Consider the following 26,340-nt stretch of genomic DNA (forward strand, 5'->3'; position numbering starts at 1 on the left):
CAATGACACAAGAGACCAGCCGCCTCGTGGTCCGGCAACAACGACTCGAATCCGACGGCGTGTTGTCGCTGACCCTCGAGCACCCGGAGGGGGCCGCCCTCGACGAATGGGAGCCCGGAGCACATATCGACCTCGTGCTGCCCTCCGGGACCGTTCGGCAGTACAGCCTGTGTGGTGACCCCGAGGACAAGACTGCCTACCGGATCGCCGTTCTCAAAGAAGAGCAAGGACGCGGTGGGTCGAAGGAAATCCACGACAGTGTCCGGGTGGGGGACCTCCTCGCGGTGCGGGGACCCCGCAACCACTTCGCCCTCGAGCCTGCACCTCACTACCTCCTGATCGCCGGAGGAATCGGAATCACTCCCATTCTTTCGATGGCACGGAAACTGTCACGGGAGAACGCCAGCTGGTCCGCGCTCTACGGCGGCCGCAGCCGCGCCACGATGGCATTCGTGGAAGAGATTTGCGGACTCGGCGAAGTAGACGTCTGTCCTGCAGACGAATTCGGAAACCTCGACCTGGCAGGCGCCGTGGCCGACGTTCCGGCCGGCACCGCCGTGTACTGCTGTGGCCCCGAAGGTCTACTGCAGGCGGTGAAATCGGTGTGTGGTCCGGCGCTCGGTGACGAAGCAATTCATTTCGAGCGGTTCGGTGCCCCTGTCGTGGAGGTCGATTCTTCCGAGGCTGCCGACGCATCGGAGGGGCAGTCGCCCACCGAATTCGAGGTCGAACTGCGCCGGACCGGGTGCACGTTGAAGGTGCCTGCAGACCGCACCCTGCTCGAAGTCGTTCTCGAAGCGAACCCGAACATCCTGTACTCCTGCGAGGACGGATTCTGCGGGTCCTGCGAAACCCGCGTGCTCGACGGAGTTCCCGAACATCACGATTCGATCCTCTCTCAGGCAGACCGAGACAAGGGCCAGACGATGATGATCTGTGTCGGACGTTCTCGCACACCCACTCTGGTCCTCGACGCTTGACGTAGCGGGATGCTGCGAGGAGTCGGGTGTCCGCCTTCCCATGTTTTCGGATCACGGGACGGACCACCCGCACTCGCACTATCCATTGCAGGGCCTGCGGTTGCTGCAACCGGGCATGCTCGTTGCCGAAGAACTTCTCGAACCATGCGTCGACGGTGCCGCATCGGCAGGGGCTATCGCGTCCCTCGATTCCGGTATCGGATCTAACTTCCTGGACGACGCGATCGGTGAGACTTCCAGCGCCTTTCTTCCGGCCGCGAACACACCTCGGCGGCCCTGACGAGCGCTCGTCCATTCTTCGGGCGGGGTGGAAGCTGCGGCGACCGGATGGTCGCTGCAGCGATGATCGATCGAATCGTTCCACCAGCCGATGTGCTGACCCCGCGGGCGCCGACTACCGCGTGCGGAGCGGAATCGTCGACCGTGCACTCGGATTCCGTACCAATCACCGCGGCGAGATCGGCTATCCCCGCGAGTGCCTCGTTGCCCTCGCAGGACTGTCAGGCCGGACGTCGATGACGTCCGGCCTGCCGGTCCTGGAGACCGGTCGCCAGCGCCGAAGCGCCGATAGTGCGACCAGCTGTCCGTGCACGTGGGCACTGTTGTTCGCGGGTAGAAGTTCTCATACTTGTCGACCTCGCACCCTTTGAGGGCCCTGCGAACCGCCCTCGCGCATGTCTTCTTGAGGTGTTCAGGACCGCATCAAGACCTGATTCCATGGATCGGTCGTCGCCTCCTTGATGTCGGTGTTCTTCCGGAGGCACGCCTGCAGGGTGCAGCGATCGTTTCGCGCACGGATGTCGCGCCTGGGTGCACCCTTCGAGGGATCTCACAGAAGCCGGCCGAGCCTTTCGGCGTACTCGTTCAGTACGGGCACGGCCGCTTTCTGGAGGTCGTGGAGGGTGGTTCTGGCAGTGGATGCACTGACACTCATGGCCGCCACGGTTTCACCGCGGGCGGTTCGGACCGGTACGGCTATCGACAGCATGCCGCGTTCGATTTCTTCGTCGGTATACGCCATGCCGCTCTCCCTTGCTGCCAGAATCCGTTCCCTGACGGCATCGATATCGGTCAGCGTCTGGGGTGTGCGTGTCTGGAGGTTGCACTGTCGGAGATAGTCGTCCAGTTGTGTATCGGTCAGTCCTGCCAGCAGTACTCGACCGGTTGCCGAGTTGTGGGCGGGCAGTTTGGCGCCGACACGGACTCCGGTCGACACGATCCGGGTGGCCTCGGCGCGGGCGACGAACAGGGCCCATCCGTCTTCGAGAACAGCGAGCGATACCGATTCGTCCAACGCATCGCGAGCCTCGGTCAATTGCGGCTGGGCGAGTTGCGGGAGCGGCGCGGTGTCCAGATAGGCGCCGCTGAGACGGAGCATTCTCGGTGTCGGGCGGAAGTTTCCGTTGTCGTGGGTCAGGTAGCCGAGCTCGACGAGGGTGAGCAGGCAGCGCCGTGCCGCGGCGCGAGAGGTGTTCGTCCGCTGTGCGGCGTCGGTGACGGTCAGTTGTGGGTGGCGGATGTCGAAGGATTCGATGACTGCCAGGCCCTTCGCCAATCCGGCCATTCCTTCGGGGGCGCGGGAAGAACTCTTGACACTTTCTTGGTCGTCCTGCTTAATTGTTCGAGAATTGCTCATCTGTTCGTTATACGAACAAGCGCGGGGTGTGTCAAGCCCAAGCGAGCGAGTTCTCTGATGTCCCGACTGGTTGTCCAGACTGAGGAGAAATAATGGAAAGCAGCGTTGTCGACACAGGCCGCGATACCCCGGTGGAGTGGACCGACGACCTCACCCGAGTGCCGTATCGGGTGTTCCAGGACCAGGATGTCTACGCCGCCGAGCAGACCAAGCTGTTCCAGGGGCCGTATTGGAGCTACCTGTGCCTCGAGGCAGAGGTGGCCGACCCGGGAGACTACTGCTCGACCTTCGTCGGCGAGACGCCGGTGATCGTGGCACGTGATCGCGACGGGGAGCTCTACGGATTCGAGAACCGCTGTGCCCACCGCGGTGCCCTCCTGGCACTGGACGACCGCGGAAACACGAAGGACTTCACCTGCGTCTACCACGCCTGGAGCTACAACCTGCAGGGCGATCTGACCGGCGTCGCCTTCAAAGACGGAATCAAAGGCAAAGGGGGAATGCCTGATTCGTTCTGCATGGAGGATCACGGCCCGCGCAAGATGCGCATCGCCGTCCTCCACGGCCTGGTCTTCGGAAGCTTTTCCGATGACGTGCCGGACATCGAAGAGTATCTCGGCGAAGAGATCACGAGCCGGATCGCCCGGGTCCTCAGTGGCCGTACGCCCGAGATCATCGGACGCTTCACGCAGGTGCTTCCCAACAACTGGAAGCTGTACGTAGAGAACGTCAAGGACTCCTACCACGCCAGCATCCTGCACCTGTTCTTCACCACCTTCGAACTCAACCGCCTGTCGCAGCGCGGCGGGATCATCGTCGACGAGAGCGGCGGCCACCACGTCAGTTACTCGGCGATCGACCGAGACGCCGAGAAGGACGTCGCCTACGCCGACCAGAACATCCGATCCGAAAGCGCCTACAAACTGGCCGATCCGTCGCTGCTCGAGGGGTTCAGCGAGGTCGGCGACGATACGACGCTGCAGATCCTCTCCGTCTTCCCGGGTTTCGTGCTGCAACAGATCCAGAACTCCGTGGCCGTGCGCCAGATCCTGCCGACCGGAGTCGAGCAAACCCGCTTGAACTGGACATATCTCGGATTCGAAGAAGACACGCCCGAGCAGCGAGAGATCCGTCTCAAGCAGTCCAACCTGGTGGGCCCCGCAGGTTACATCTCGATGGAGGACGGCTGCGTCGGAGGTTTCGTGCAACGCGGAATCGCAGGTGCAGCAAGCGAGTCTGCAGTGCTCGAAATGGGAGGAAGTCTGGCCGAATCCAGCGAGAGCCGTGTCACCGAAGCATCGGTACGCGGCTTCTGGAAGGCATACCGGACCGCGATGAACCGACAGGAAGAGGCATGAGCATGAACGACTTCCAGCGAATCGGCCGTGTGCAGGCCGACTACTCCCGTTGCATCGACGAGGGCCCGCTCGAGCGTTGGCCGGACTTTTTCGTCGAGGACTGCATGTACCGGATCACCACCGCGCAGAACTACAGCGAGGGCCTGCCCGCAGGACTGGTATGGGCCAACACTCGCCGCATGCTCGTCGACCGCGTATCGGCACTGCGCGAAGCCAACATCTACGAGCGACACACCTACCGTCATATCCTGGGCCAGCCCCTGGTGCTGGACGAGAACGGCGACGGTATCCATGCCGAAACCAGCTTCCTGGTGGTGCGGGTGATGCGTGACGGCCAATCCGACATCTTCACCAGCGGGCGATATGTCGACCGGTACGTGGAGGTCGACGGTCAGTTGAAGATTGCCGAACGGGTCGTGGTGTGCGACAGCACCAACATCGATACCTTGCTGGCGCTCCCACTATGAACGGGTCCCCGCCCCGGGTCCTGCTCACAATCGGCGACCCGAACGGAATCGGCCCCGAAATCGCGGTGAAAGCCGTCGTGGCAGCACAGGAACATCCCGCATTCAATCCGGTCCTGGTGGGCGATCGACATGTCATCGAATCGCTCGCCCACCAGGGCGGCATGACGCTCCGCGAGACGGTCGACGGCCACCGCGCACCCCTCGCCGGTGTGGTCGACATCCTCCCCGTCGACTCGTTGCCCCCCGGAGCGTTCGCTCCGGGCCGGGTGAGCGCAGAAGCCGGGACGGCGACCGTGGCGTACCTCGAACGCGCGGTGCGCTGCCTGCAGGGCGGTGGAGCCCGCGGCATCGTCGCGTGCCCGCACTCGGAAACCGCGATCAACGCCGCCGGTATCTCTTTCAACGGATATCCAGGCATGCTGGCCGAACTCGTCGGCGCGCGACGGGACGAGGTTTTCCTGATGCTCGTCGGTGCCGGCCTGCGCATCGTGCACGCCACCTTGCACGAATCATTGAAAGATGCGCTCGGGCGCCTCACACCGGAGCTGGTGTACAGGGCAGCGCACGCTGTGGTGCAGACCCTTCAGGACCAGGGCATCGCGTCCCCGCGTATCGGCGTGTTCGGTATCAATCCGCATGCCGGAGAAGGCGGCCTGTTCGGCGACGACGATCTGCGGGTGACAGCGCCTGCGGTCGAGCGGCTGCGCGCCGCAGGGATCGACGCCTGCGGACCGGTCGGAGCCGACCTCATGCTCGGCGATACCAGCTTCGACGCGTTCGTCGCCATGTACCACGACCAGGGCCATATTCCCGTCAAACTCCTCGCCGGACGCACCGCAGCCGCGATGACGATCGGCGCCGGCGTGCGGTTCTCCAGTGTCGGGCACGGCGCCGGGTTCGACATCGCCGGCAAGGGAACAGCCGATGCGGACGCCGTTGTCGCGGCGGTGCGGCTGGTCGGCGCCACCGCCGGCGCCTCATCACACGTAACCGCAGGAGTCACGTCATGACCTACCAGGTAACCGTCACGGGATCGGACATCAATTTTCCGTGCGAGCCCGACGAGAGTGTGCTCGACGCGGCGGAACGCGCGGGATACGCGATCCCGTACTCGTGCCGCAAAGGCGTGTGTTCGAGTTGTGAAGGTGCGCTCGATGCCGGCAGCCTCGCGGTGCGCGGCCGGGGAACGGCGCAAGGCCCCGAAAACGGAGTGCTGTTCTGTCAGGCGCAGCCCACCACGGACGTCGACATCACACCGAAGCGGATCACCGAACGAGACAAGGTGGTACGTAAGCAACTCACCGCGAAGGTCCACCGAATCACTCGCCCGACACCCGATGTCGCGGTCGTGCAGCTGCGTCTGCCCACCGGAGTGCGTGCGAAGTTCGCCGCGGGTCAGTACCTCAAGGTTTTTCTCGACGACGGGGACAGCCGCAACTATTCGATGGCGAATCCGCCGCACGAGAACGACGGAGTGCAACTGCACATTCGTCACGTGCAGGGGGGACGATTCTCCGAGGAGGTGCTTCGCACGCTCGAGAAGGGAAGCAAACTGAGAATCGAGCTGCCCTACGGCGAGTTCTCGTTGAACCCCGACTCGGACAGGCCCGTCATCTTCGTCGCCAGCGGCACCGGCTTCGCCCCGGTGAAGTCGATCGTCGAGGACCACCTCAAACGCGGGGGAGAGCGGTCGTTGCATCTCTACTGGGGTGCACGACGGCAAGAGGACATCTACCTGCCCGAGTTGCCCGAGAAGTGGCCCTCGGTTTCGGATCGGGTTTGCTTCACTCCGGTCCTGTCGCATCCCGCCGAGGACTGGACCGGTCGCACCGGTCTCGTTCATCGAGCCGTGCTCGAGGATTATGCAGACCTCAGCGGCCACGAGGTCTATGCATGCGGAAGTCCCGCAATGACCTCGGCGGCACGCGAGGATTTCGTCCACGAGGCCGGTTTGGCACCGGACAACTTCTACTGCGACGCCTTCGTACCGTCGGGCGATCTTGTTGTCACCGCGTGATCCGCTACCACCACCACATCCGGGAATCCCGGTACCAGACACTGTGAGGCACTCATGTCCATCGCACCATCGCGCGTGACACTGCCGGATTTCATCGATTCGCGGCCGGTGAGTCGATACCAGTACATCGTGATCGGCCTGTGTGGGTTGGTCATGTTCATCGACGGCTTCGACACCCAGAGCATCAGCTACATGGCGCCCCACATCGCCGAGGAGTGGGGTCTGTCGAAACAAGTGCTCGGGCCCATCTTCTCTGCCGCTCTCGCCGGTCTGATGGTCGGCTATCTGGCGCTCTCGCCGCTGTCCGAGCGGTTCGGTCACCGCCGGATGATTATTGCGAGCACAGTCCTCTTCGCGCTCGGCACGTTGGCCGCGGCCTGGTCGCAGAACGTCACCGAGCTGATGGCGTTGCGTTTCATCACCGGAATGGGACTCGGTGCTGCTGCGCCCAGTGCCATCGCGCTGACGGGCGAATACAGCCCCAAGCGTCTTCGAGCGACCTTCGTCCTGGCGATCTACTGCGGTTTCTCCCTCGGTTTCGTCGCGGCAGGGTTGGTCTCCGGTTGGCTGATCCCGATCTTCGGCTGGCGCTCGGTGCTCGTCGTCGGCGCAGTAGCACCGCTTCTGCTGCTCCCGGCATTGCTGCGCTTTCTGCCGGACTCGCTCACCTTGATGATCAACAAAGGTGCCGAACCCAAGCGGGTCAGGTCGATCCTGCGCAGGATCGATCCCGGTCTCGCCGCCGGCTCCGACTTCACCTACGAGGCAGAGAAGCAGCCTGACGAACAGCGCACTGCACTGAGGAACCTGTTCACCCGTGACCGGGTGTTGGGCACGCTGCTGCTGTGGTTGGTCTTCGTCATCAATCTCGGTGAGTTCTACGCACTGCAGAGCTGGCTACCGTCGATCATGACGAGCCTGGACTACGACATGGGTACGGTGGTCACCGCTACGACCCTGACGACTGTCGGCGGCATCGCTGCGGCGTTTGTCACCGGGCCGTGTATGGACCGACTCGGTGCGTATCTCACCCTCGGAACGGTGTACATCGTCGGATTCGCGTTCGTCGCATTGACCGGTCTTGCTTTGAGTGCGCCGTTGTGGGTCCTGCTGACTGCCAACTTCTTTGCGGGTGTGTGTATCAGCGGCGGACAGAAGAGCTTGATCGCCTTGTCTGCGGTGTTCTATCCGACATCGATGCGTTCGACCGGTGTCGGTTGGGCATTGGGTGTGGGCCGCATCGGTGGAATTGTCGGGCCGATCGTGGTCGGAGCGGCTCTCGGGATGGGGTGGTCCGCCAGTGCAGTGTTCTATGCGATGTCGATTCCCATGCTCGTGGCCGGCGTGGCGGTACTGCTCCTGGGTCGATGGGTCCGGAGCGACAAACACCCCGACCGTGCGGTGGCGGAAAGTCAGTCGCTGGCGCACAAGTAGTACGAGTCGGCGACATGCCGAGGAGTCGGAGCCGGGGCTGCTCCGCGAACGGATGTCCGCGTACCCGCTTGCGGGTCGGTCCGGGTAGAGCCGTCTCTGTCGGTGTTCGGTGAGTGCTGCCGTTATGCGTCTCCACGGCATGGGCCGTCCTTCGGTTCGCTTTTCGTCAGGTCGACGAACCGAAGGGCGGCCCGTGCCCAGGGTTGTTGATGGAGATCGCGAATCGCGGAAGCTCGCGAGTTCGTCGGGTGACAGCCGACGTCGCGCTGCACGGCAATGTGCGTGCGACTGCATGGAGTTTGCGGGGGTACCGAGCGGGTACGCGAAGACGGTGTCGGCGAACGAGCATCTGCAAGGATCGCGTTCCGGTGCCGGCGGTGAGCAGGTCTCGGTGTTGTTGATCGCGGATCCGGGCGAGCCGGCGGCACTGGCCGAACGCATTGCGGAGTACCTGCCGGAACGCCTGCGCAGCTCTGCTCGCGTCGAGCGCCGGTGGACGGTGTGTGTGCGCAACGAACCGTATCTTCCCGACGAGCAAGCGGAGTTCGCGGAGGTCATCGACACGGTCGATCCGTCTTCGGAACACGAAGACATCGTCGTCTACCTCACCGATCTGCCGCGCCGCGATGACACCCTGCCTGTGGTGGCCGACGTCAGCGCCGACCACAAATTCGCGCTCGTCTCGGTCGCGGGAGTGGGTGGTTTCGGCATCGAGCGTCGCGTTCGCACGGTCACCGAACTTGCGATCACCCACATACTCGGTGAGCCGGAACTCACGCCCGGGGCCGCGCGGCAGTTTCCGTCTACGCAGATCGAGGACGGCATCCGGTATTTTTGCACCTTCGGGACTGCGGCGACTGCGGTTGTTGTCGGGGATGGTGCGTGCCAACCGGCCGTGGCGGCTGGTGACCGGACTGTCGAAGGTTCTCGTGGGCGCGTTCGCCACGGGGGCGATCGCCTTGGCCACCAATACGATCTGGTTGTTCGCCGACACTATGGGGCCGTGGCGTATGAGTGCGGTGACGGTCCTGTCGATCGTGGCGATGATTCTCTGGCTGATCCTCGACCATGAACTGTGGGAGCGTCCGAAATCGCCGGAGGAGCGTGACCGTTCGGTGCTGTACAACACCGCGACCGTGGTGACCTTGACCGTTGGTGTCGTCGTGCTGCACGTGGCTCTGTTTTGTCTGCTGTTGGCTACTGCGAGTTTGACTCTTCCCCCGGAACTGTTGTCCCGTGTTCTCGGGCACGGGGTGAGCTTCTCCGACTATCTGACGCTCACCTGGTTGCTGACGTCCATTGCGACCATTGGGGGGCGCTCGGGTCGGGGCTCGAGGACGACGCCGCCGTCCGAGAGGCGGCATACGGGGTCCGTCAACGGCAACGCATGGAGAAGATGAGCGAGGCGTCGAACGAGACGGGGTAGGTGTCCTCGGGGCATCCGGTGGCGGGAACATCAAAGACGGATCAATCGAGATGGTTGTGGTCAGGTTTCGCACCTTGACCGGGGTTCGGTGAGACGGGGCCATCGTGACAAGAACGCAGTCTCGACCTCGTAGGTGAGATCCGGCCTGTGGTGGGGTGATCGGTGACCGAGTTGTCGTGATTCGTCTGAACCAGCCAATGCTTTCGTCGGTTTTCGGGTGGTGTCCGTGCAATGGGGGCCTTGTCGGTGACCTGGTCGGCGCTCATTGTGGGCAACTGGGCAAAGAGATGATCTGTGCGTCAGGCTCCCGAAGTGTCTGGGCATTCGGGAGCAGGGCGCTCATGAGAAGGGGGCCGAAATCGGCAGTCGCGGACAAGGCGATGCGGTGCCGCGATGCCGACGTGTCCGGTGATGCGTCCTCGTCGAAGGTCACGAGCGTGCGGCCACGATGCTCACCGTCGGTTTCTACCGAAATCGTGCATGAGGGGGACTCGTTCAAGCTGACCGAACCGAGGGCAATCGCTGCGGCAAGGGGGTCGTGCAACAGGCATTTGGAGTGGTCGAACTCCGGGTGTCGGTCGAGATAGTAGGCGAGCATCGTTGCAGCGAGTTGGACTGCCGGATCGGTGGATGCGGTCTGCAGCAGGTCCACGTCGGCTCGGGAAAGACTGTGATTATTCGTGATGTCGAGCGGTACCAGCGTGAGATTCCGCCAGGGGGCAGAGAACACTTGCGATGCGGCGACGGGGTCGGCGAAGATGTTGGCCTCGGCGTGGGGGGAGACATTGCCGGGAACGAGGTGAGCGCCGCCCATGATGGTGATGGCACCGACAGTTTCTGGGAGGGTTTCGTCGATCGCCAGTGCGACCGCGATGTTCGTCAGTGGGCCGAGAGCGATGATGTGAAGCCGGGACCCGATCTCGTGAGCCGTTGCGACCAGCCGTTCTGCGGCGGCCATATGGTCCGTGGGCGTTTGGGACGGAGGTAAGTCCAGGCCGGCGAACCCGTTGGGTCCGTGGATCCATTGAGCACCTCCCCAAAACTCCCCGGTCATCGGTTCCTGTCTTCCTACTGCGACCGGGATATCGGGGCGGCCGGTCAGCGCGAGCCAGCGACGCGCGTTCTCTGCGGCCTGGTCCACGGCGACATTGCCGGCAACTGCTCCGATGCCACGCAGATCGGCATGGCATTTGATGAGGTATATCAACGCCAGTGCATCATCGATTCCCGGATCACAATCGACGTAGAAGACGGGGTCCCCACTGATTGAATTTTCTCCCATAGAAACGATTCTATCTTGAAGGCTGTTGTCGTTCTCTGTGACACGGTGACCCTCGGGCCGGGTCGCCGAGGACGATGCCGTCCCAGAGGCGGTACGGGGTCCCGCGGCGGCAACGCATGAAAGAACGAGACGAGCCAGGTGTCGAAGGACGCGGGCTCGTGGCTCTCGGCGACTCCGGCGCAGGAGCATCGAAGGGGAAGACCGGTGAGATAGCGGGGTCAGGTCTCGCACGCTGAGCAATGGGTTCGGTAAGAAGACACCAGTGATCGGAATGCTGATTCGAGGGGCCAGGAGAAGTCAGCCTGTCGTGCGGTGGGCACCTTCGGTGATCGAGTTGTGAGGCCGGGTGGACCATGCTCCGGGCACGGTGTGAAGCGAGGCCACAGCGCGTGCTGTGTCGATGAAATCCTGTACGGGTTTGGACGCGACATCCGTGCGCCAGGCGATGGACAGCGCCGTGGGCGGGATGTCGGTCACCGGCACGAATGCCAGGCTCGGTCTGCTGTAGAAGCGTTGCGTCGAGGCTTGTGAGAATGCCACGCCGCGCTCGGCGAGGATCGCTTCGAAGCATTCGTCGACGGTGGCGACGTCTGCGCCGACCCGAACCGGCTCGCCTTGGCGCGATTCTGTGGCCAGCCAGTAGTTTCGCCAGTTCTCGGGGGCTTTGCGTGCGACGAAGAACTCGTTGGTGACCTGTTCGACGCTCACCTCGGGCAACTGGGCGAGCGGATGATTCGCGGACACGACCATCACCCGGGGTTCGACGAACAGGGCTTCCATGCCCAGCCAGTCCTGCATCAACAGCGGGGGCCGGACGAAGGCGACATCGGAGGATCCGTCGGCCAACCCGACATACGGGTCGGAGAAATCGTAGGAATGCATCTGCACCTGGATGCCCGGATGCAGCGACTGGAACGTACTGAGAATGTGCGGTGTGAGCTCGGCAGCTGCGTTGCCTTGAAAGCCGATGACCAACTTGCGGGTACTGACGCCGTGGGCGGCTTCGCGGGTGAGGTTGACGGCTCGTTCTGCGTTCGCCAGCAACCGGCGGCTTTCGTCGAGCAGGATCTGGCCGGCAGGGGTCAGTTCGACATGCCTGCTGCTGCGCAGCAGCAGCACCGCGCCGAGGTTCTGCTCGAGTTTGCGGATCTGCACGCTCAATGAGGGCTGAGCGATGTGCAGACGGGCGGCTGCGCGCCCGAAGTGCAGCTCTTCCGCAACTGCCACAAAATAGGACAGAAGTCGCAGGTCGAGCTGGGGTTGCATGTTTTCGAAGATAGCCAACACCACCCCGGGAGACCAGTAGTCATTGCCTATCGATCCGGGCCGGATAGGTATTGGACGCACCCGGCGGACACGAGGTGTGATGGCTGTCATGGCCGGCACGGCATCCGGGAGGCCAGCACTTTCCGGATTCGGGTCGGCATACCGGAGCGAGTGCTCGCACTCGGCCTCGCTGTCTCCCTCATCGAAGGAATCCCACATGACCGTCACTACGCGTGCCCTCGACACGGCCGACTGGGCTGCCTCGTTCACCGAGGCGAACAACACCGACCCCGAGATCCAGGCACACGGCAAGTACTTCACCTGCTCGTACCTGCTCGACATGACCGACCACACGTTCGTCATCCAGATGAGCCGCGGCAACGTGGTGGACATCGCGATCGACCCCGGTCCGCTGGATGTGCCGTACCAGTTCGCGCTGCGTGCCAGCGCCGAGACCTGGCGCAACTTCGGCGTCCCGGTGCCCGCCCCGATGTACCACGGCATCTGGGCCGCGAGCTTCCAGCGCGACATGAAGCTCGAAGGCGACATCCTGGTGTTGATGCAGAACCTGCGGTGCATCACCCGCCAGATCGAACTCCTGCGCACCGTCGGCGTCCCGGTCTGATCCTCCCACCCCCTTTGAGCCGTAAGGAACACTGATGAGCAAGATTTCCCCGGTCACCGGCCACTACGTCGACGTCGACGTCGACGGACTGCTGTACAAGGTCTTCTACCTCGAGAACGGCACCGGCCAGCCGCTGGTGTGCCAGCACACCGCCGGCTGCCACAACCACCAGTGGCGCGGTCTGCTCGAAGACGAGGAGATCACCGCCAACTACCGTGTCATCGCCTACGACCTGCCGCGGCACGGCAAGTCCGATCCGCCGGAGAACACCGAATGGTGGACCGAGGAGTACCAGCTTTCCGCGGACCACTTCGCCAATTTCATCGTGGCGTTGTGCGACGCGCTCGAACTGGAGAACCCGATCTTCATGGGATCCTCGTTCGGTGGGAACATCGCCCTGCAGCTTGCGCTTCGGCACCCTGACCGCTTCGCCGGCGTCATCCCTGTCGAGGGTGCGGACTATTCGCCGGGCTTCTACCTCGACTGGTGGCAGCACCCCCACGCCAACGCGGCACAGGTCTGCGCGAGCGGCGTGTGGGACCTGATGGCACCTCAGTCGCCGGAGGCGGATCGCTGGAAGACCTGGTTCTACTACAGCCAGGGTTCCGAGTCCTTCCGCGGTGACCTGCACTTCTACTCGGTCGATCATGACCTGCGCGGAAAGCTCGCGGACATCGACGGTGACCGGTGCCCGGTTGTGATGCTGACCGGTGACTACGACTACCTCACCACCCCCGAGGACAGCGCCCGGACCGCGGCGCAGATCCCGAACGCCGAGTTCATCGAGATGAAGGAGATCGGCCACTTCCCGATGAGCGAAAACCACACTGTCTTCCGTGGATACCTCATCCGGGCACTCGAAACCCTCCAGGACAAGGCACGCAAGTCCATCACCACCAGCTAGTACCCGCTCGCCCGCTCGGGTGTGGCCACCGAACGCGCGTGGCTACACCCGAGCGACCTGCATCGGCCTCGGCTCCCGGTTCGGGTGCCGACTGGTCGGGCGTGGCGATGAACCTTCACACACTCGGCAGGAGCTATGACCCACACTCTCCCCGCGGGCGTCCCCACCCAACTCTGGGTCGGTGGAGAACTCGTCGATTCGTCTACCGGCACCACTTTCCCCGTAGAGGACCCCGCGACCGGTGCCGTGATTGCGCATGTCGCCGATGCCGCGCCCGAGGATGGACGCCGAGCTCTCGAACACGCCACTGCTGTGCAGGGGGACTGGGCGCGGACTCCCTCGCGTCGACGTGCCGAAATACTGCGCACCGCATTCGAACTCATCCACCAGCGGGCAGACGACCTCGCGCGCACCATCACTCTCGAGATGGGTAAACCGCTCCACGAGGCGTATGCGGAGATCGAATACGGCGCATCATTCCTGCACTGGTTTGCCGAGGAAGCGAACCGAATCAGCGGGCGAGTCTCGCCGTCCCCCTCGGGAACCGGCACCATCGTCGTCACCAGAGAACCGGTCGGGCCGGTACTGGCCATCACCCCCTGGAACTTTCCGTTGGCCATGGCCACGCGCAAGATCGGTCCAGCATTGGCGGCCGGATGTTCGATCATCGTCAAACCAGCGGCCGAAACGCCTTTGACGATGCTGCTCGTCGGTCAGATTTTTGCCGATGCGGGTCTGCCCGAGGGTGTGCTGTCGATTCTGCCGACCTCCGATGCTGCAGCGCTGACCGCACCACTGATCAGCAGCGCTGATCTGCGCAAGATCACGTTCACCGGATCCACCGGTGTCGGCAAGATGCTGGTTCGTCAATCGGCGGATCGGCTCCTGCGGATGTCGATGGAACTCGGAGGCAATGCCCCTTTCCTCGTGTTCGATGACGCTGATGTCGATGCAGCGGTCGACGGCGCGATGGCTGCAAAATTCCGCAACGGCGGCCAAGCATGTACAGCAGCCAACCGATTCCACGTCGCACGTAGCGTCGCAGAAGAGTTCAGCGAGAAGTTCACCGCACGCATCGGTGCCTTGCGCACCGGACACGGTCTCGACGCAGGAACCGATATCGGACCGCTGATCACCGCGAAGCAGTGCGCCACCGTCGATGCTCTGGTCGAAGACGCCGTCGCGAAGGGTGCGCGTATCCGCATCGGCGGTGGCCGTCCTGACGGGCCGGGAACGTTCTATTCCCCGACCGTTCTCGATGGCGTGAGTCCCGACGCGCGGCTGCTGCGTGAGGAGATTTTCGGCCCGGTAGCCGCGATCACCACCTTCGATACGGAGGACGAAGCGATCGCGGCGGCGAACAACACCGAATACGGCCTCGCTGCGTACTTCTACACCCAGAATCTCGACCGAGCGTCCCGAGTCGCCAACGCACTCGAGACCGGCATGGTCGGAATCAACCGAGGCATCATCGCCGACGCGGCCGCACCCTTCGGAGGGGTGAAGGAGTCCGGCTTCGGCCGCGAAGGATCGGTCGAAGGTATCGACGAGTATCTCGCCACCAAGTACATCGCACACTGATCACCGGTGGCAGCATCCAGACCGGCGAATGCCCCTGCCCTCAACAAACACTCGTGCGCCGGGGTCTGGTGAAGGACCCGCCGAACGGTGGGTCCTTCACCAGAGAGGTGGTTACCGCACTCGTTCGTGTGGCACTACCTGCACATCACCCTTGCGAAGGGGATCGGCAGGTCGACGCGGAACGTCCCGACCAGTGTCGAGTTCAGCTGTGGCCTCCTGCCCCCGGCCACCGGGGTAGGGGACAGCATCATTGATCTCCGCGCTCCACGTGGCGATCGCTTCGTCGACCTCGGTGTCGGCACTCTGGCGAGCGAGCACCAATGCGACGAGCGGCGCGGCCAGTATGATCGTGCCGAAAATGTATGCCGGAAGCATCAAATCGAGGAGCGTCGCGCCCTCCGGCATGGTGGCCGTCGGGTCCAAGGACGCGTGAACTCCAGCCATGCCGGTGTAGTGCAATGCCGCCACTGCACAACCCATCACCAGCGCGCCGAGCAGACGGGTGGCTCGAATGAATGCCGTTCGTACCAACCACAACGCGGCGATGGACGCCCCGATCCCGATAGCCACCGAGGCGGCGACGAGTACCGGGTCGTGGGACAGTTCGCCGCGAATGCGGATAGCGGCCATGCCGCAGTAGTGCATCAGGCTCACCGCGACGCCCATCACGGCGCCGCCGATCAGTAACGCCGACCTGTCCAGGATCGGACGCCCGGCCAAGGCCCGTAGATCGACCAGCCACAGCCCGAACAGGGTCGCGCCGATAGCGATGACCGCCGAGAGGATCGTCAGCATCGGGTCGTAGCGGATGATGGTGCCGGGCACCGCGAAGCCCATCATGGCGATGAAGTGGGTCATCCAGATCCCGACACCGCCGATGGACAGGGCTGCCATCACCAACCAGCGCCAGCGCGTCGGACCGAGGGGGGTGGTAGCGGCTCGGCGAGCGCAGGACAGGCCGACGAAGGACCCGGCGATCGAGGTGCCGTAGGCGAGAAAGAGCACCCACAGTCCCAGATCGAAATGGTGCATTTCGTGTGACATCAGTGTTCCTTACCAAGGCACGCTCGAGCACCTGCGCCGGCGGTCGCGTGCCGAACCGTCCGGGCAGGACTGCGATCTCGGCCCCCCGAGCAGCGACAGCAGCGTACCTAACGCGACTTATGTTTCAAACCAGACCAAGACAACGGAGCGACCCGGACAGCCTCGCCTCCTCGGTCGCGGCGGTTCCTTCGCTGAATGGTTGCCGACTCGACGCGGCGCACCGTGAAGGGCTGTACGCCCGATCTCCCTCAGGCAGTCAAAGGTCGAGTTCGTCGGCTGCACGATGTATGGACGAGTCTGCGTCCATGTACGGACTAAGGCTGAGGCCGTAGCAAAAACGATTGGCCTCTCCTTCGGCGGACGCCGGCCGTGGCGGTGGCGGACGCCACGCTGTCCGTCGGTGTCGGATTCCCGCTCGTTTCCTTCCGTCATCGCGTTGAGTTCGATCGCGACCGGTGACGCGGCCGGTCGCCTGACCGCCGACGGGGCAATCGACGACTCCGGCCCCCTGCGCCGGAAGTGTCGTGCCCCGTCGGCTCTCCTCGTCAGCAGAAGATCGCCGACGAGAAGATCAGGCGGTGCTCGTGCAGATTATTCGTTTTCTGCAAGATCATGCGTATTTTGAACAGGCCCGGTCGGTCTGGTGTCCATGTTTCGTCGAATGTCCCCTTCGTTCGGGTCGTCGGGAGGCTGTGATTCGTCCCGTCTTCGTGGCGGATCCCGGCCGCAAGGGATCAGTCGATGTCAATTCGAATTGCAGCTACCAGAACAGAGTTCGGATTCTGTGGCAGCCAACGGTCGCGGTTGGAAGGCCGGAATGTGTCGGATCGCCGACTGTGTGCTCATATCGGTGCGACAGCGACCCGAATCGAGATCGCGATCGCGGCGGTGTCGAGCATGCGGCAAGATGGGTCCGGAACTGGACTGGTGGTAGAAATCATTGCGTAACAGTATATTCCGGATATATTGCAGGCCTCTGTGCCGAAGGTTGCCCACCGCGTCGTCGAAAACATCCCCCGAGTTGTAGATCGGTTCTGCTGGGGTGCTGGCGGTGCGAGAGGCGCCGGACTCGGTGATATCCGTGTCTGCGAAGCCGGGAAGTGTCCGAAGATGGGACAGCTGAGTGAGGCGCACATCACGATGATGGCTTCCACGTGACCTGAACTACAGAAAGGCTAGGACATGTCGCCTCACTCTTCCTCTGCGGTCGGACTTGCTGATACCGAGGTGTCACTCGAGCTGGACGCGTTGATCATCGGTGCGGGAGTCGCCGGCCTGTATCAGCTGCATCAGGGTAAGTCCCGGGGAGTGGTGGGAATTGGCTGAGGGCATCCGGCCAGGTCCGCGGCGTGTCGTTCCCGCTCTGCGGGTAGGCCATCGCGTAGTGATCAACGAGTTACCGACCAAAGTGACTCACAGAAAGCAGCTACGCGATGACCCACGACCATTCTGCACTGCTCGCTCAGCTCGACGCACTCAAGGGCGCCGACAGCGCCAGCGTGTTCGCCGAACTGATCCGCACCGGCCTGCAGGCGCTGATCGAAGCCGAGGCCACCGACAAACTCGGCGCCGGCCGCTACGAACGCACCGCCACCCGCACCACCCACCGCAACGGGCATCGCACGAAGACGGTGTCGACCACCAGCGGTGATGTGGAGGTCAAGATCCCCAAGTTGCGGTCCGGGTCGTTCTTTCCATCCTTGCTGGAGCGGCGTCGACGGATCGACAAGGCTCTCTACGCGGTGGTGATGGAGGCCTACGTGCACGGGGTATCGACTCGCAGCGTGGACGACTTGGTCGGCGCCCTCGGAGTCGACTCCGGGATCTCGAAGTCGGAGGTGTCGCGTATCTGTGCAGGTCTGGACACCGAGATCGCCCGGTTCCGGGAGCGCACCTTGACGCACACGAGCTTTCCGTACGTGTTCCTCGACGCTACGTTCTGCAAGGTCCGGGTCGGTGCGCACGTGGTGTCCCAGGCGCTGGTGGTGGCCACCGGGGTGTCGATCGACGGCAGCCGGGAGGTGCTCGGCACCGCGGTCGGCGACAGTGAATCCTACGAGTTCTGGCGTGAGTTCCTCACCAGCCTCAAGGCCCGTGGTCTGTCGGGGGTGCATCTGGTGATCTCCGATGCGCACAGCGGTCTCAAAGCTGCTGTGATGCAGCAGTTCGCGGGTTCATCGTGGCAGCGGTGTCGGGTTCATTTCATGCGGAATATTCGAGCGGCGGTGTCCTCGAAGCATGTGCCGCCGGTGATGGCTGCGGTCAAGACGATCTTCGCGCACACCGATCCGGTCGAGGTGGCTGCGCAGTGGGACCAGGTCACCGACACCTTCGCCGGGTCGTTTCCGAAGGTCGCGGCGTTGATGGAGGCAGCCAAGCACGATGTGTTGGCGTTCACTGCGTTTCCGAAGGCGCATTGGCAGAAGATCTGGTCCAACAATCCGATCGAGCGGCTCAACAAGGAAATCAAGCGTCGAGCCGACGTCGTGGAGATCTTCCCGAATCCGGCGGCGTTTCTGCGGTTGGCGACTGCGGTGGTCATCGAACAGCACGATGAGTGGCAGGTCACCCGCCGCTATGTCTCGGATGTGAGCATGGACGAGCTTCGTGCGGTGATTGCCGCGAAGGGACACGCTGCCGGGCCGGCGTTGTCGTTGACCGGTTCGAGCGAAACAGCATAGTATTCACCGCGACTCGTTGATCGCTACGTGTACTGCAGAGCCGATCCGAAGTCCACCACTCCACGGGGCACTATCCTGCATCAGCTTCGCGAGCTGGGGCTGCGGGTGCGCGCCTTCGATACCGCCTCCGACGTCGGCGGCACCTGGTACTGGAATCGTTATCCGGGTGCTCGATTCGATTCGGAGGCCTACATCTACCAGTACCTGTTTTCCGATGAGCTGTACAAGAACTGGAGCTGGAGTCAGCGTTTCCCCGGCCAACCCGAGATCGAGCAGTGGTTGCATTATGTGACCGACAGTCTCGATCTGCGTCGCGACATCCAATTCTCGACGACGATCACCAGTGCGCATTACGTCGAGGACTCGAAGCGATGGATCGTGCGCACCGATCGCGGGGACACGATTGCCACCCAGTTCCTGATCACCTGCGCCGGCATGCTGTCGGCACCGATGTCGTCGGTGTTCGAGGGTCAGGAAAGCTTCGCCGGCCCGATCTTCCACACCTCTCGATGGCCGAAGGAGGGCGCCGATGTCGCGGGCAAGAAAGTTGCAGTGATCGGTGTCGGCGCCACCGGAATCCAGGTCATCCAGACCATCGCCGACAAGGTCGAACATCTGAAGGTGTTCATCCGTACACCGCAGTACGCCCTGCCGATGAAGAATCCGTCCTACGACGACCGGGATGTTGCCGCGTACAAGGAGCGCTTCGAGGAACTTCGCGCGACGTTGCCGCATACGTTCAGTGGCTTCGAGTACGACTTCGAGCATGCATGGGTCGACCTGACTCCCGAGCAACGGCGGAAAAGGCTCGAAGAGATCTATGACAACGGTTCACTCAAGCTCTGGCTCGCTTCTTTCGCGGAGGTGTTCTCCGATGAAGAGGTCAGTGAGCAGGTGTCCGAGTTCGTGCGAGAGAAGATGCGTGCGCGACTGAAGGATCCGAAGCTGTGTGAACTGTTGATTCCGACCGACTACGGCTTCGGTACACACCGGGTACCGCTGGAAACCAATTATCTCGAGGTCTACCACCGTCCGAATGTCGAAGCAGTGGGGGTGCGCACCAATCCGATCAGCCGAATCGTCCCGGAAGGGATCCTGTTGGACGACGGCACGCTGCACGAAGTCGACGTCATCATCCTGGCCACGGGATTCGATGCGGGATCCGGCGCGCTGACACGAATCGACATCCGTGGACGTGAGGACCGATCGCTCACGAGCGACTGGTCGCGTGACATCCGCACGACGATGGGCCTGATGGTGCACGGCTATCCCAACATGCTGACCACCGGTGCCCCACTCGCCCCCTCCGCGGCTCTGTGCAACATGACCACCTGTCTGCAGCAACAGACCGAATGGATCACCGAATGCATCCGGCACATGCGTGAGCACGGGTACACCGTCATCGAACCGACCGTCGAGGGTGAGGGCGAATGGGTCGCCCACCACGACGAAACCGCGAATGCCACGCTGATCTCGAAGACCAATTCCTGGTACAACGGCGCGAACGTTCCCGGAAAACCTCGTCGCGTGCTGTCCTACACCGGCGGGGTCGGCACCTATCGAGAACTCACTCTCGCGGCCGCCGCGGCCGGCTACAAGGGATTCCAGCTGAGCTGACCTTCTCGGATATCCGACCCCTGCGGTCGACCACTGCTCGTCTCACGGCGGCGTACGCACATGTCATCGGGTGAGCACGCGCTGCTACCGCTTTCTCATAGCTCAGGAGGACGATCTCGATGATCGACAACCCGTACTACACGCACGACTTCCACGGTGATTACGACCTGATCGGCATCGGAGCCCTCGACCTCGAGGAGGGTGGCTCGATCCCGGACTGCCGGCTCGCAGTGGCAACGTTCGGAACGCTGAACGAAGCCAAGGACAACGCAATCCTCATCCCCACCTGGTACTCGGGGACCCACCAGATCTGGCGCGACGCATACATCGGTCCTGACCATGCTCTCGACCCGAGCAAGTATTTCATCGTCTGCGTGGATCAGATCGGCAACGGTCTGTCGACGTCTCCCCACAACGCCACCGGCGTCAACGCAGAGATCGCCATGTCGAACTTCCCTCGTGTTCGGATCGGGGACAATGTCGTGGCCCAGGAGCGGCTGCTCCGGGAGCATTTCGGTATCGAACGCCTCGCGTTGGTGACGGGAGGCTCCATGGGAGCTCAACAGACCTACGAATGGGCAGTGAGGTTCCCCGACAAGGTTCTGCGCGCCGCACCGATTGCCGGTACGGCACGCAACACTCCCGGTGATTTCTTGATCGCGGAGATCATGCGCGAAGCGATCCTGTCGGATCCGGGCTGGAACGGCGGCGAATACACCTCGCATACGCAGGTCGTCGACGGCCTCACCAGGCAGGCTCACATCTGGGGAGTGCTCGGATTCTCGACCGAGTTCTGGAAGCAAGAAGTATGGCGAGCAATGGAGTTCGAATCCCTGGACGCGTTCCTGACCGGATTCCTCGAGCCCTACTTCACGGCGATGGATCCCAACGCACTCCTCACTCAATCCTGGGCCTGGCAACGCGGCGACGTCTCTCGGCATACCGGGGGAGACCTGGCCGCTGCACTCGGACGGATCACCGCCAAGACCTTCGTGATTCCCATCGACGAAGACCAGTTGTTCCCGGTCCGCGACTGTGCTGCCGAGCAGGAACTGATCAAGGGCAGTGAACTGCGCGTGGTCGAAGATGTGCTCGGGCATTTGGGCCTGTTCGCTGTCGCTCCGACCTACATGCCGCAGATCGACCGCCACCTTGCGGATCTTCTCGCGATCGAGGTCTGAAGCGGTGCCGCCACGACAACGGTTCACGTGGGCGGGACGGTAGTGAGTGTGCCCGCCGGCGGTCGTGGCGGCAGAGAACATCGAGATTCTTGCGCGGTTGCCGGCGATGTCGACCTCTATGCGTAGGGCGGGGCAGGTGATGGAACGGGCTCGGCTTCCCCTGGGGGGTGAAGCCGAGCCCGGTGATCCGGTCGCCGTCGACGACCTGACGTCAGTCTCCTGATGGTGGTGTGCACCCCGGATCGCGGCAGTCGGTGGTCCGAGGAGTAGGCGCGGTGCGGACCGCGAGTGCCGATCTCCGGCCGGCGGGGTGGCCGTACCCGCCCCGCTACTGCCGTTGGAGACGGCAGATCGATGTCCTATTCTGGGACATTCATAGAATGTGATGTGCGGCACATTGAGGGGGATGGCAGTACTGCGACCTGCAAGGAAATGTGATGGACAGTGATAACCGCCGGCGCCGCGTGACCACCGCCCGGCATCTCCATGACCTCGCCGGTTCCCCCTCCGAGGACGTCTCACCCCTCATCGCACAGTCATGGCGACGCTCACGTCAGGCGGGTGTCATCCCGGACGGCTCGCACCTTCCACAGCTGCAGTACGTCGAAGACCTCGATCTTCGCCGACGACTGGTGCGATGCGCCCTGCCGATCCTCGATCGGCTCCATGACGACCTGTCCGACATGTCCCTCAGTGTCGCGTTGAGTGACGAGCATGCGCGTGTGCTGGTCCGGCGGGACAATGATCCCGTCCTCGCCGCGAAGCTGGACAAGGTGTACTTCGCTCCCGGGTTCACCTACGCCGAAGAGCTCGTCGGTACCAATGGAGTGGGCACAGCCCTCGAGACCGGGATGGCCGTCTACGTCGACGGCGCTCAGCACTATCACGAATCGATCCAGTATTTCACCTGTGCCGGCGCGCCCATTCACAACCCCACCACCGGCCGTGTCGAAGGACTGATCGACATCACAGGCTTGACCCACACATCGAACCCGTTGATGCGCCAGCTCGCCCTTGGAGCGGCTCGTGATATCGAGTCGGCTCTTCGCGCCACGGGATCGATCAAGCAACAACTCGTGCTCGGCGAGTTCCTCGTCGCCTGTCGGCGCCGGCAGACGGCGGTGTACTCACTCAGTTGCGGTGTTTTCATGTCGAACGAGATCGGCTCGCGCCTTCTCGACCCGATCGACGAGGCTTTTCTCCGCGAGGAAGCACAGTCGATGCTCGATCCGTCACGAGTTGCCCAGTTCGACCTGCGCCTTCCGTCCGGAGGTAGCATCACCGTCAAGCGCACTCTCGTCGAACATGGCGGCGACATCGCCGGCATCGTCTTCGAAGTCGAGGCGACATCGTGTCCCACGAAGATCATGCAACCCCGGCGCACGGTTCCCGTGTTTCCGGGGGTGGCGGGGTCTTCGCTCCAATGGAACCGGTGTCGAGGGGAGTTGACGTCCCTCGCCGCGACAGATGCCAACGTGATCCTCAAAGGTGAACCAGGAAGCGGCAAACTCACTCTCGTTCGGGGCATGCACCTGTACAAGAATCCGCAGGCCCCGATTGTCGTCGTGGATTGCTCTGCTGAAAAGTCCGCTCACGAGGAATTGCGCACTGCGCTCGACTCCGCGGCGACCACGATCGTCCTTCGTCGCATCGACCGACTCGACGCGAGCACCGATGAGCTCTTTGCCGACCTCATATCCGCCGACCAGCACCGGTACCCCGCTCGGTGGATCGTCGCGACCACATCCACTGATGGGGAAGCACTTCAGGATTCTGCTCTCGCCGAGCATTTCATCGCCACCGTCGAGGTCCTCGCATTGCGTCATCACCCCGATGACATCCCGGACATCATCCGAATGCACCTTGCACCTCACCGCGAAACCGCTTTCAGCGACGACACGATGCGAACCCTGAAGAAGTACCACTGGCCCGGCAACGTCCGTGAACTGGTCGGCACTCTCAATCACGTACTTCGCGCCAAGCCCGCGGGAACGATCGCAGTAGCTGATCTGCCTCCAGCGCTCAGCTCCGCGCCTCGCCGGACGATGACGGCAATGGAAAGAGTCGAGCGCGATGCCATAGTGGCTGCGCTACGGGACAGCGGTGGCAATCGTGTCGCCGCCGCGAAATTGCTGGGGATCGCAAGGTCGTCTCTCTACCGCAAGATCGACACGTTCGGCATCCACGTGTGATCGCGCAGAATGCGTGATCCGAGAGTCGTCCTATGGCCTTGCGTGCGGTAGCGGTGACTGTCGGAAGGTGCGGCCCTCGCGGCAAGCCCGTGGGAGACGACGGTGTTCGCGCTCGACCTGTTGCACCCAGACCTCGAACAGCGTGGCAACACCACACCGCTGCGGGTGTTTCGACACCCGCAGCGGTGTGGTGTCCGTGCGTCGGGTGGGGATTTCACCCGATCTCGTTGATGTCGTCGTGTGGCTGTTCGGCGAGCGCGCCGGTTACGCGAGCGGTCAACGGATCGAGGTCGATGTCCGGTGCCGCGGCCCGGGATGGAACCGGGGTCAGGAAAGGGCTCGGTAGACGGCGGTCTCCATGTCGAGGTAACCACCGAGCGAGCTGGGGTCGGCGAACGGGAAGATCTGCGTCGCCCAGTAGCCTCCGATCTTGTTGTGCCGGTCGATCCAGTAGTAGAGGTTGGCCAGGCCTGCCCAGGCGAGAGAGCCTGCGGGACGGCCCGTGGGTGCTTCGGTTTCGTTGGTCATGAACGTGTAGCACCAGCCCTTGCGCTGGCCAGGGAAGAACTCGGCGTCGTTCGACAGAGACCTGATGACACCCGGAAGCATCTTCACGGTCAGGTCGCCGAGGTCGTTTCTGGTCGCCCACTCGACGGTGTCGGGGCGGAGGATGACGGTGCCGTCGTCTGCCTCGCCGTCGTTGAGCCACATCCGGATGAAGGCGAGGTAGTCACCGACGGTGGAGAACAGTCCGTGCCCACCCATGTCGACCTCGGGCGGGGTGGGGATGACGAAATCGGTGGCCTGGAGTCCGTCGTCGGTGCGCTGGTGCATGGTCGCCAGACGCGCGCGCATGTCGTCGGACGGAGTGAAGGACGTCGATGTCATGCCGAGGGGGTCGAGGACTCGTGTCTTCAGCGCCTCGCCAAGGCGGGTGCCGACGATGCCTTCGATCACCTGGCCTGCCCAGTCGATATTCGAGCCGTACTCCCACTGGGTGCCGGGATCGAACAGCAGCGGTGTCTCGAGCGCGTCCTTGGTGGCGGTGACGATGCTGGGCTGACCGTGGTTCTCGGCGAGGCGGTTGTACGTCTCGTTGAAGAAGTCGTATCCGAAGCCGGCGGTGTGCAGCAGTAGTTGGCGGGTCGTGATGTCGGTCTTCGGTGCTCGCAGCATCGGCTCGCCGTTCGAGTCGAAGCCCTCGATGACCTGGAGTTCGCCGATCGCGGGCGCGTACTCCTCGGCCGGGGAATCCAGGTCGAGATCACCGGATTCCACGAGTTGCAGCGCCACGGTGCCGGTGAGGGCTTTGGTGGTCGAGAAGATGCTGAAGACGGTGTCATCGGTCATCGGTTGATCGTTGTCGACAGACCGTACCCCAGCGGACTCGATGAACAGGGTTTCCTGGTCGTTCGTCATGCCCGCTACTACTCCGGGCACGGCACCGCTGTTCACCGTGGTGTGGATGACTTCGCGGGCTGAGTCGACGACGCGTTGGGTATCGGACATGGGGGTTGTTCCTCTCGTTCGGTCGACAGTGACGCTGCTCCAAGTTTCACAAGAGTGTGATGGGTGTCTCAACCGACGCAGCGGCGCAGTTTCGCTCTGTTTCCCCGCCGAATGGCGGGTCCCTCGGTCGAGCGGCCGCCGTATCCTCGATGCGAGTCTTCGAGGAGGTGACGATGGCCCGAGCAGTGCCCCGTCCACCATTCGATGCCGAACTCAAGGCGGGATTGGCTGTGGTAGGCGGTATGTTCCCTCCGACCATCACTGCGGACCTGATCGAGTTCATGCGTACGTCCTATGCGTCCCCTCCGATGGACGAGGAATTCGACCGCCGACGGATCGCGGTGAACGACGTGACCTTCCCCGGGGGTGATGGCGCTGCCGTCAACGCTGCGGTGCTTCGTTCCCGGGACTTCAGCGGGCCCCGTCCTGCGGTGCTGTACGCGCACTCCGGAGGATTGATGTTCGGAGACATGTTCAGCGGCCTGGACCTGGTGCTGGACTGGGTGACCGAACTGGGGGCGGTTCTTGTCACGGTCGAGTATCGTTTGGCCCCTGAGTATCCCGACCCCTACCCGCGTGAGGACATGTATGCCGCCCTGGAGTGGTTGGCTGCGCATGTCACCGATCTGGACGTGCGGGCGGACCGGATCCTGGTCGCAGGTGCCAGCTCCGGTGGCGGACTGGCAGCCGGTCTCGCGCTGGCTGCGCGGGACCGCGGTGGTCCCCGGTTGTGTGGGCAGGTGCTCGACTATCCGATGCTCGACGACCGGTGCACGACCGCTTCGATCGAGCAGTTCGACGGTATCGGTGTGTGGGACCGGATCAGCAACGAAACCGGCTGGACCGCCCTGCTGGGTGAGCAGCGGGGCACCGACCTTGTCTCGCCGTATGCAGCCCCGGCCCGCGCGCAGAATCTGCGCGGATTGCCGCCGGCCTTCATCGACGTCGGTGCGGCCGAGATCTTCCGGGACGAGGCGATCGGCTATGCCAACAGGATCTGGCAAGCCGGTGGCGATGCCGAGTTGCACGTATGGTCCGGCGCCTTTCACGCGTGCGACATTTTCGCCCCGCACACCAGCGTGGGCCGGTCCATGATCCGGACCCGCAACACCTGGGTCGAGAAAATCCTTGCGGACTGAG

General features: G+C 63.2%; 19 protein-coding genes and 1 pseudogene. 15 read left to right on the plus strand and 5 right to left on the minus strand.

The annotated features are described in order from the left end of the window. Positions 1-2: 2 nt before the first annotated feature. Positions 3-980 (plus strand): PDR/VanB family oxidoreductase, encoded by a 978-nt coding sequence (locus AC6CID_RS20380; protein WP_039584285.1) that lies wholly within the window; start codon positions 3-5, stop codon positions 978-980. Positions 981-1,809: 829 nt separating this feature from the next. On the opposite strand, the gene AC6CID_RS20385 is transcribed toward AC6CID_RS20380, so the two are convergent. Next, on the minus strand, positions 1,810-2,616 hold the full coding sequence (locus AC6CID_RS20385; protein WP_498354373.1) for an IclR family transcriptional regulator domain-containing protein: 807 nt from the start codon (positions 2,614-2,616) through the stop codon (positions 1,810-1,812). A 92-nt stretch (positions 2,617-2,708) separates the two neighbouring features. Between AC6CID_RS20385 and AC6CID_RS20390 the strand changes: the two genes are divergently transcribed. The 6 genes and pseudogenes from AC6CID_RS20390 to AC6CID_RS20415 all read left to right on the plus strand — a co-directional run bounded on the left by AC6CID_RS20390 (position 2,709) and on the right by AC6CID_RS20415 (position 9,318). Next, the gene (locus AC6CID_RS20390; RefSeq protein ID WP_039584283.1) at positions 2,709-3,974 is read left to right on the plus strand and encodes an aromatic ring-hydroxylating dioxygenase subunit alpha; all 1,266 of its coding nucleotides are present in this window, start codon (positions 2,709-2,711) and stop codon (positions 3,972-3,974) included. Continuing rightward, positions 3,971-4,441, plus strand: a complete 471-nt coding sequence (locus AC6CID_RS20395; protein ID WP_006552196.1) for an aromatic-ring-hydroxylating dioxygenase subunit beta — start codon at positions 3,971-3,973, stop codon at positions 4,439-4,441. Before AC6CID_RS20390 ends, AC6CID_RS20395 begins: the two co-directional genes overlap by 4 nt. Positions 4,442-4,518: 77 nt before the next feature. Continuing rightward, on the plus strand, positions 4,519-5,451 hold the full coding sequence (locus AC6CID_RS20400) for a PdxA family dehydrogenase (RefSeq protein WP_235367005.1): 933 nt from the start codon (positions 4,519-4,521) through the stop codon (positions 5,449-5,451). Beyond that, a complete protein-coding gene (locus AC6CID_RS20405; RefSeq protein ID WP_039584281.1) occupies positions 5,448-6,458 on the plus strand; it encodes a 2Fe-2S iron-sulfur cluster-binding protein in 1,011 nt (336 codons plus the stop codon). The genes AC6CID_RS20400 and AC6CID_RS20405 overlap by 4 nt, the downstream gene beginning before the upstream one ends. 54 nt (positions 6,459-6,512) lie before the next feature. Beyond that, positions 6,513-7,892: an MFS transporter gene (locus AC6CID_RS20410; protein WP_039584280.1), complete on the plus strand. Its 1,380-nt coding sequence runs from the start codon at positions 6,513-6,515 to the stop codon at positions 7,890-7,892. A gap of 331 nt (positions 7,893-8,223) precedes the next feature. Continuing rightward, positions 8,224-9,318, plus strand: a pseudogene (locus AC6CID_RS20415) (hypothetical protein). Positions 9,319-9,580: 262 nt separating this feature from the next. On the opposite strand, the gene AC6CID_RS20420 reads toward AC6CID_RS20415, so the two are convergent. Further along, positions 9,581-10,600 (minus strand): nucleoside hydrolase, encoded by a 1,020-nt coding sequence (locus tag AC6CID_RS20420; protein WP_183070853.1) that lies wholly within the window; start codon positions 10,598-10,600, stop codon positions 9,581-9,583. Positions 10,601-10,897: 297 nt separating this feature from the next. Next, a complete protein-coding gene (locus AC6CID_RS20425; protein WP_006553283.1) occupies positions 10,898-11,866 on the minus strand; it encodes a LysR family transcriptional regulator in 969 nt (322 codons plus the stop codon). Between the two features lie 217 nt (positions 11,867-12,083). On the opposite strand from AC6CID_RS20425, the gene AC6CID_RS20430 reads away from it, so the two are divergent. The 3 genes from AC6CID_RS20430 (at position 12,084) to AC6CID_RS20440 (ending at position 14,976) form a co-directional block, all read left to right on the plus strand. Continuing rightward, on the plus strand, positions 12,084-12,491 hold the full coding sequence (locus AC6CID_RS20430) for a hypothetical protein (protein WP_006553284.1): 408 nt from the start codon (positions 12,084-12,086) through the stop codon (positions 12,489-12,491). Between the two features lie 34 nt (positions 12,492-12,525). Continuing rightward, the gene (locus AC6CID_RS20435; RefSeq protein WP_019288297.1) at positions 12,526-13,395 is read left to right on the plus strand and encodes an alpha/beta fold hydrolase; all 870 of its coding nucleotides are present in this window, start codon (positions 12,526-12,528) and stop codon (positions 13,393-13,395) included. A 135-nt stretch (positions 13,396-13,530) separates the two neighbouring features. Then, positions 13,531-14,976 carry an NAD-dependent succinate-semialdehyde dehydrogenase gene (locus tag AC6CID_RS20440; protein ID WP_033097425.1) on the plus strand — a complete coding sequence of 482 codons (1,446 nt, stop codon included), beginning with the start codon at positions 13,531-13,533 and terminating at the stop codon, positions 14,974-14,976. 111 nt (positions 14,977-15,087) lie between these two features. On the opposite strand, the gene AC6CID_RS20445 is transcribed toward AC6CID_RS20440, so the two are convergent. After that, positions 15,088-16,008, minus strand: a complete 921-nt coding sequence (locus AC6CID_RS20445; protein ID WP_064060772.1) for an MHYT domain-containing protein — start codon at positions 16,006-16,008, stop codon at positions 15,088-15,090. A gap of 1,445 nt (positions 16,009-17,453) precedes the next feature. Here AC6CID_RS20445 and AC6CID_RS20450 point away from each other — a divergent pair. The 4 genes from AC6CID_RS20450 to AC6CID_RS20465 all read left to right on the plus strand — a co-directional run bounded on the left by AC6CID_RS20450 (position 17,454) and on the right by AC6CID_RS20465 (position 23,691). Next, positions 17,454-18,701 (plus strand): IS256 family transposase, encoded by a 1,248-nt coding sequence (locus AC6CID_RS20450; RefSeq protein WP_498354374.1) that lies wholly within the window; start codon positions 17,454-17,456, stop codon positions 18,699-18,701. A gap of 27 nt (positions 18,702-18,728) precedes the next feature. Then, entirely contained in the window at positions 18,729-20,318 is a 1,590-nt protein-coding gene (locus AC6CID_RS20455) for a flavin-containing monooxygenase (RefSeq protein ID WP_498354375.1), read from the plus strand. 119 nt (positions 20,319-20,437) lie between these two features. Beyond that, on the plus strand, positions 20,438-21,499 hold the full coding sequence (locus AC6CID_RS20460; RefSeq protein ID WP_024102233.1) for an alpha/beta fold hydrolase: 1,062 nt from the start codon (positions 20,438-20,440) through the stop codon (positions 21,497-21,499). Between the two features lie 437 nt (positions 21,500-21,936). Continuing rightward, entirely contained in the window at positions 21,937-23,691 is a 1,755-nt protein-coding gene (locus tag AC6CID_RS20465; RefSeq protein ID WP_024102231.1) for a sigma-54-dependent Fis family transcriptional regulator, read from the plus strand. A gap of 327 nt (positions 23,692-24,018) precedes the next feature. Here the strand turns inward: AC6CID_RS20465 and acmB are convergent, their stop codons facing one another. Then, the gene (gene acmB / locus AC6CID_RS20470; protein ID WP_006553291.1) at positions 24,019-25,200 is read right to left on the minus strand and encodes a methyl acetate hydrolase AcmB; all 1,182 of its coding nucleotides are present in this window, start codon (positions 25,198-25,200) and stop codon (positions 24,019-24,021) included. 242 nt (positions 25,201-25,442) lie between these two features. Between acmB and AC6CID_RS20475 the strand changes: the two genes are divergently transcribed. After that, the gene (locus AC6CID_RS20475; RefSeq protein ID WP_039584680.1) at positions 25,443-26,339 is read left to right on the plus strand and encodes an alpha/beta hydrolase fold domain-containing protein; all 897 of its coding nucleotides are present in this window, start codon (positions 25,443-25,445) and stop codon (positions 26,337-26,339) included. The last annotated feature ends 1 nt before the right edge of the window (position 26,340 follow it).

Source organism: Rhodococcus sp. GQ147, from assembly GCF_059759155.1.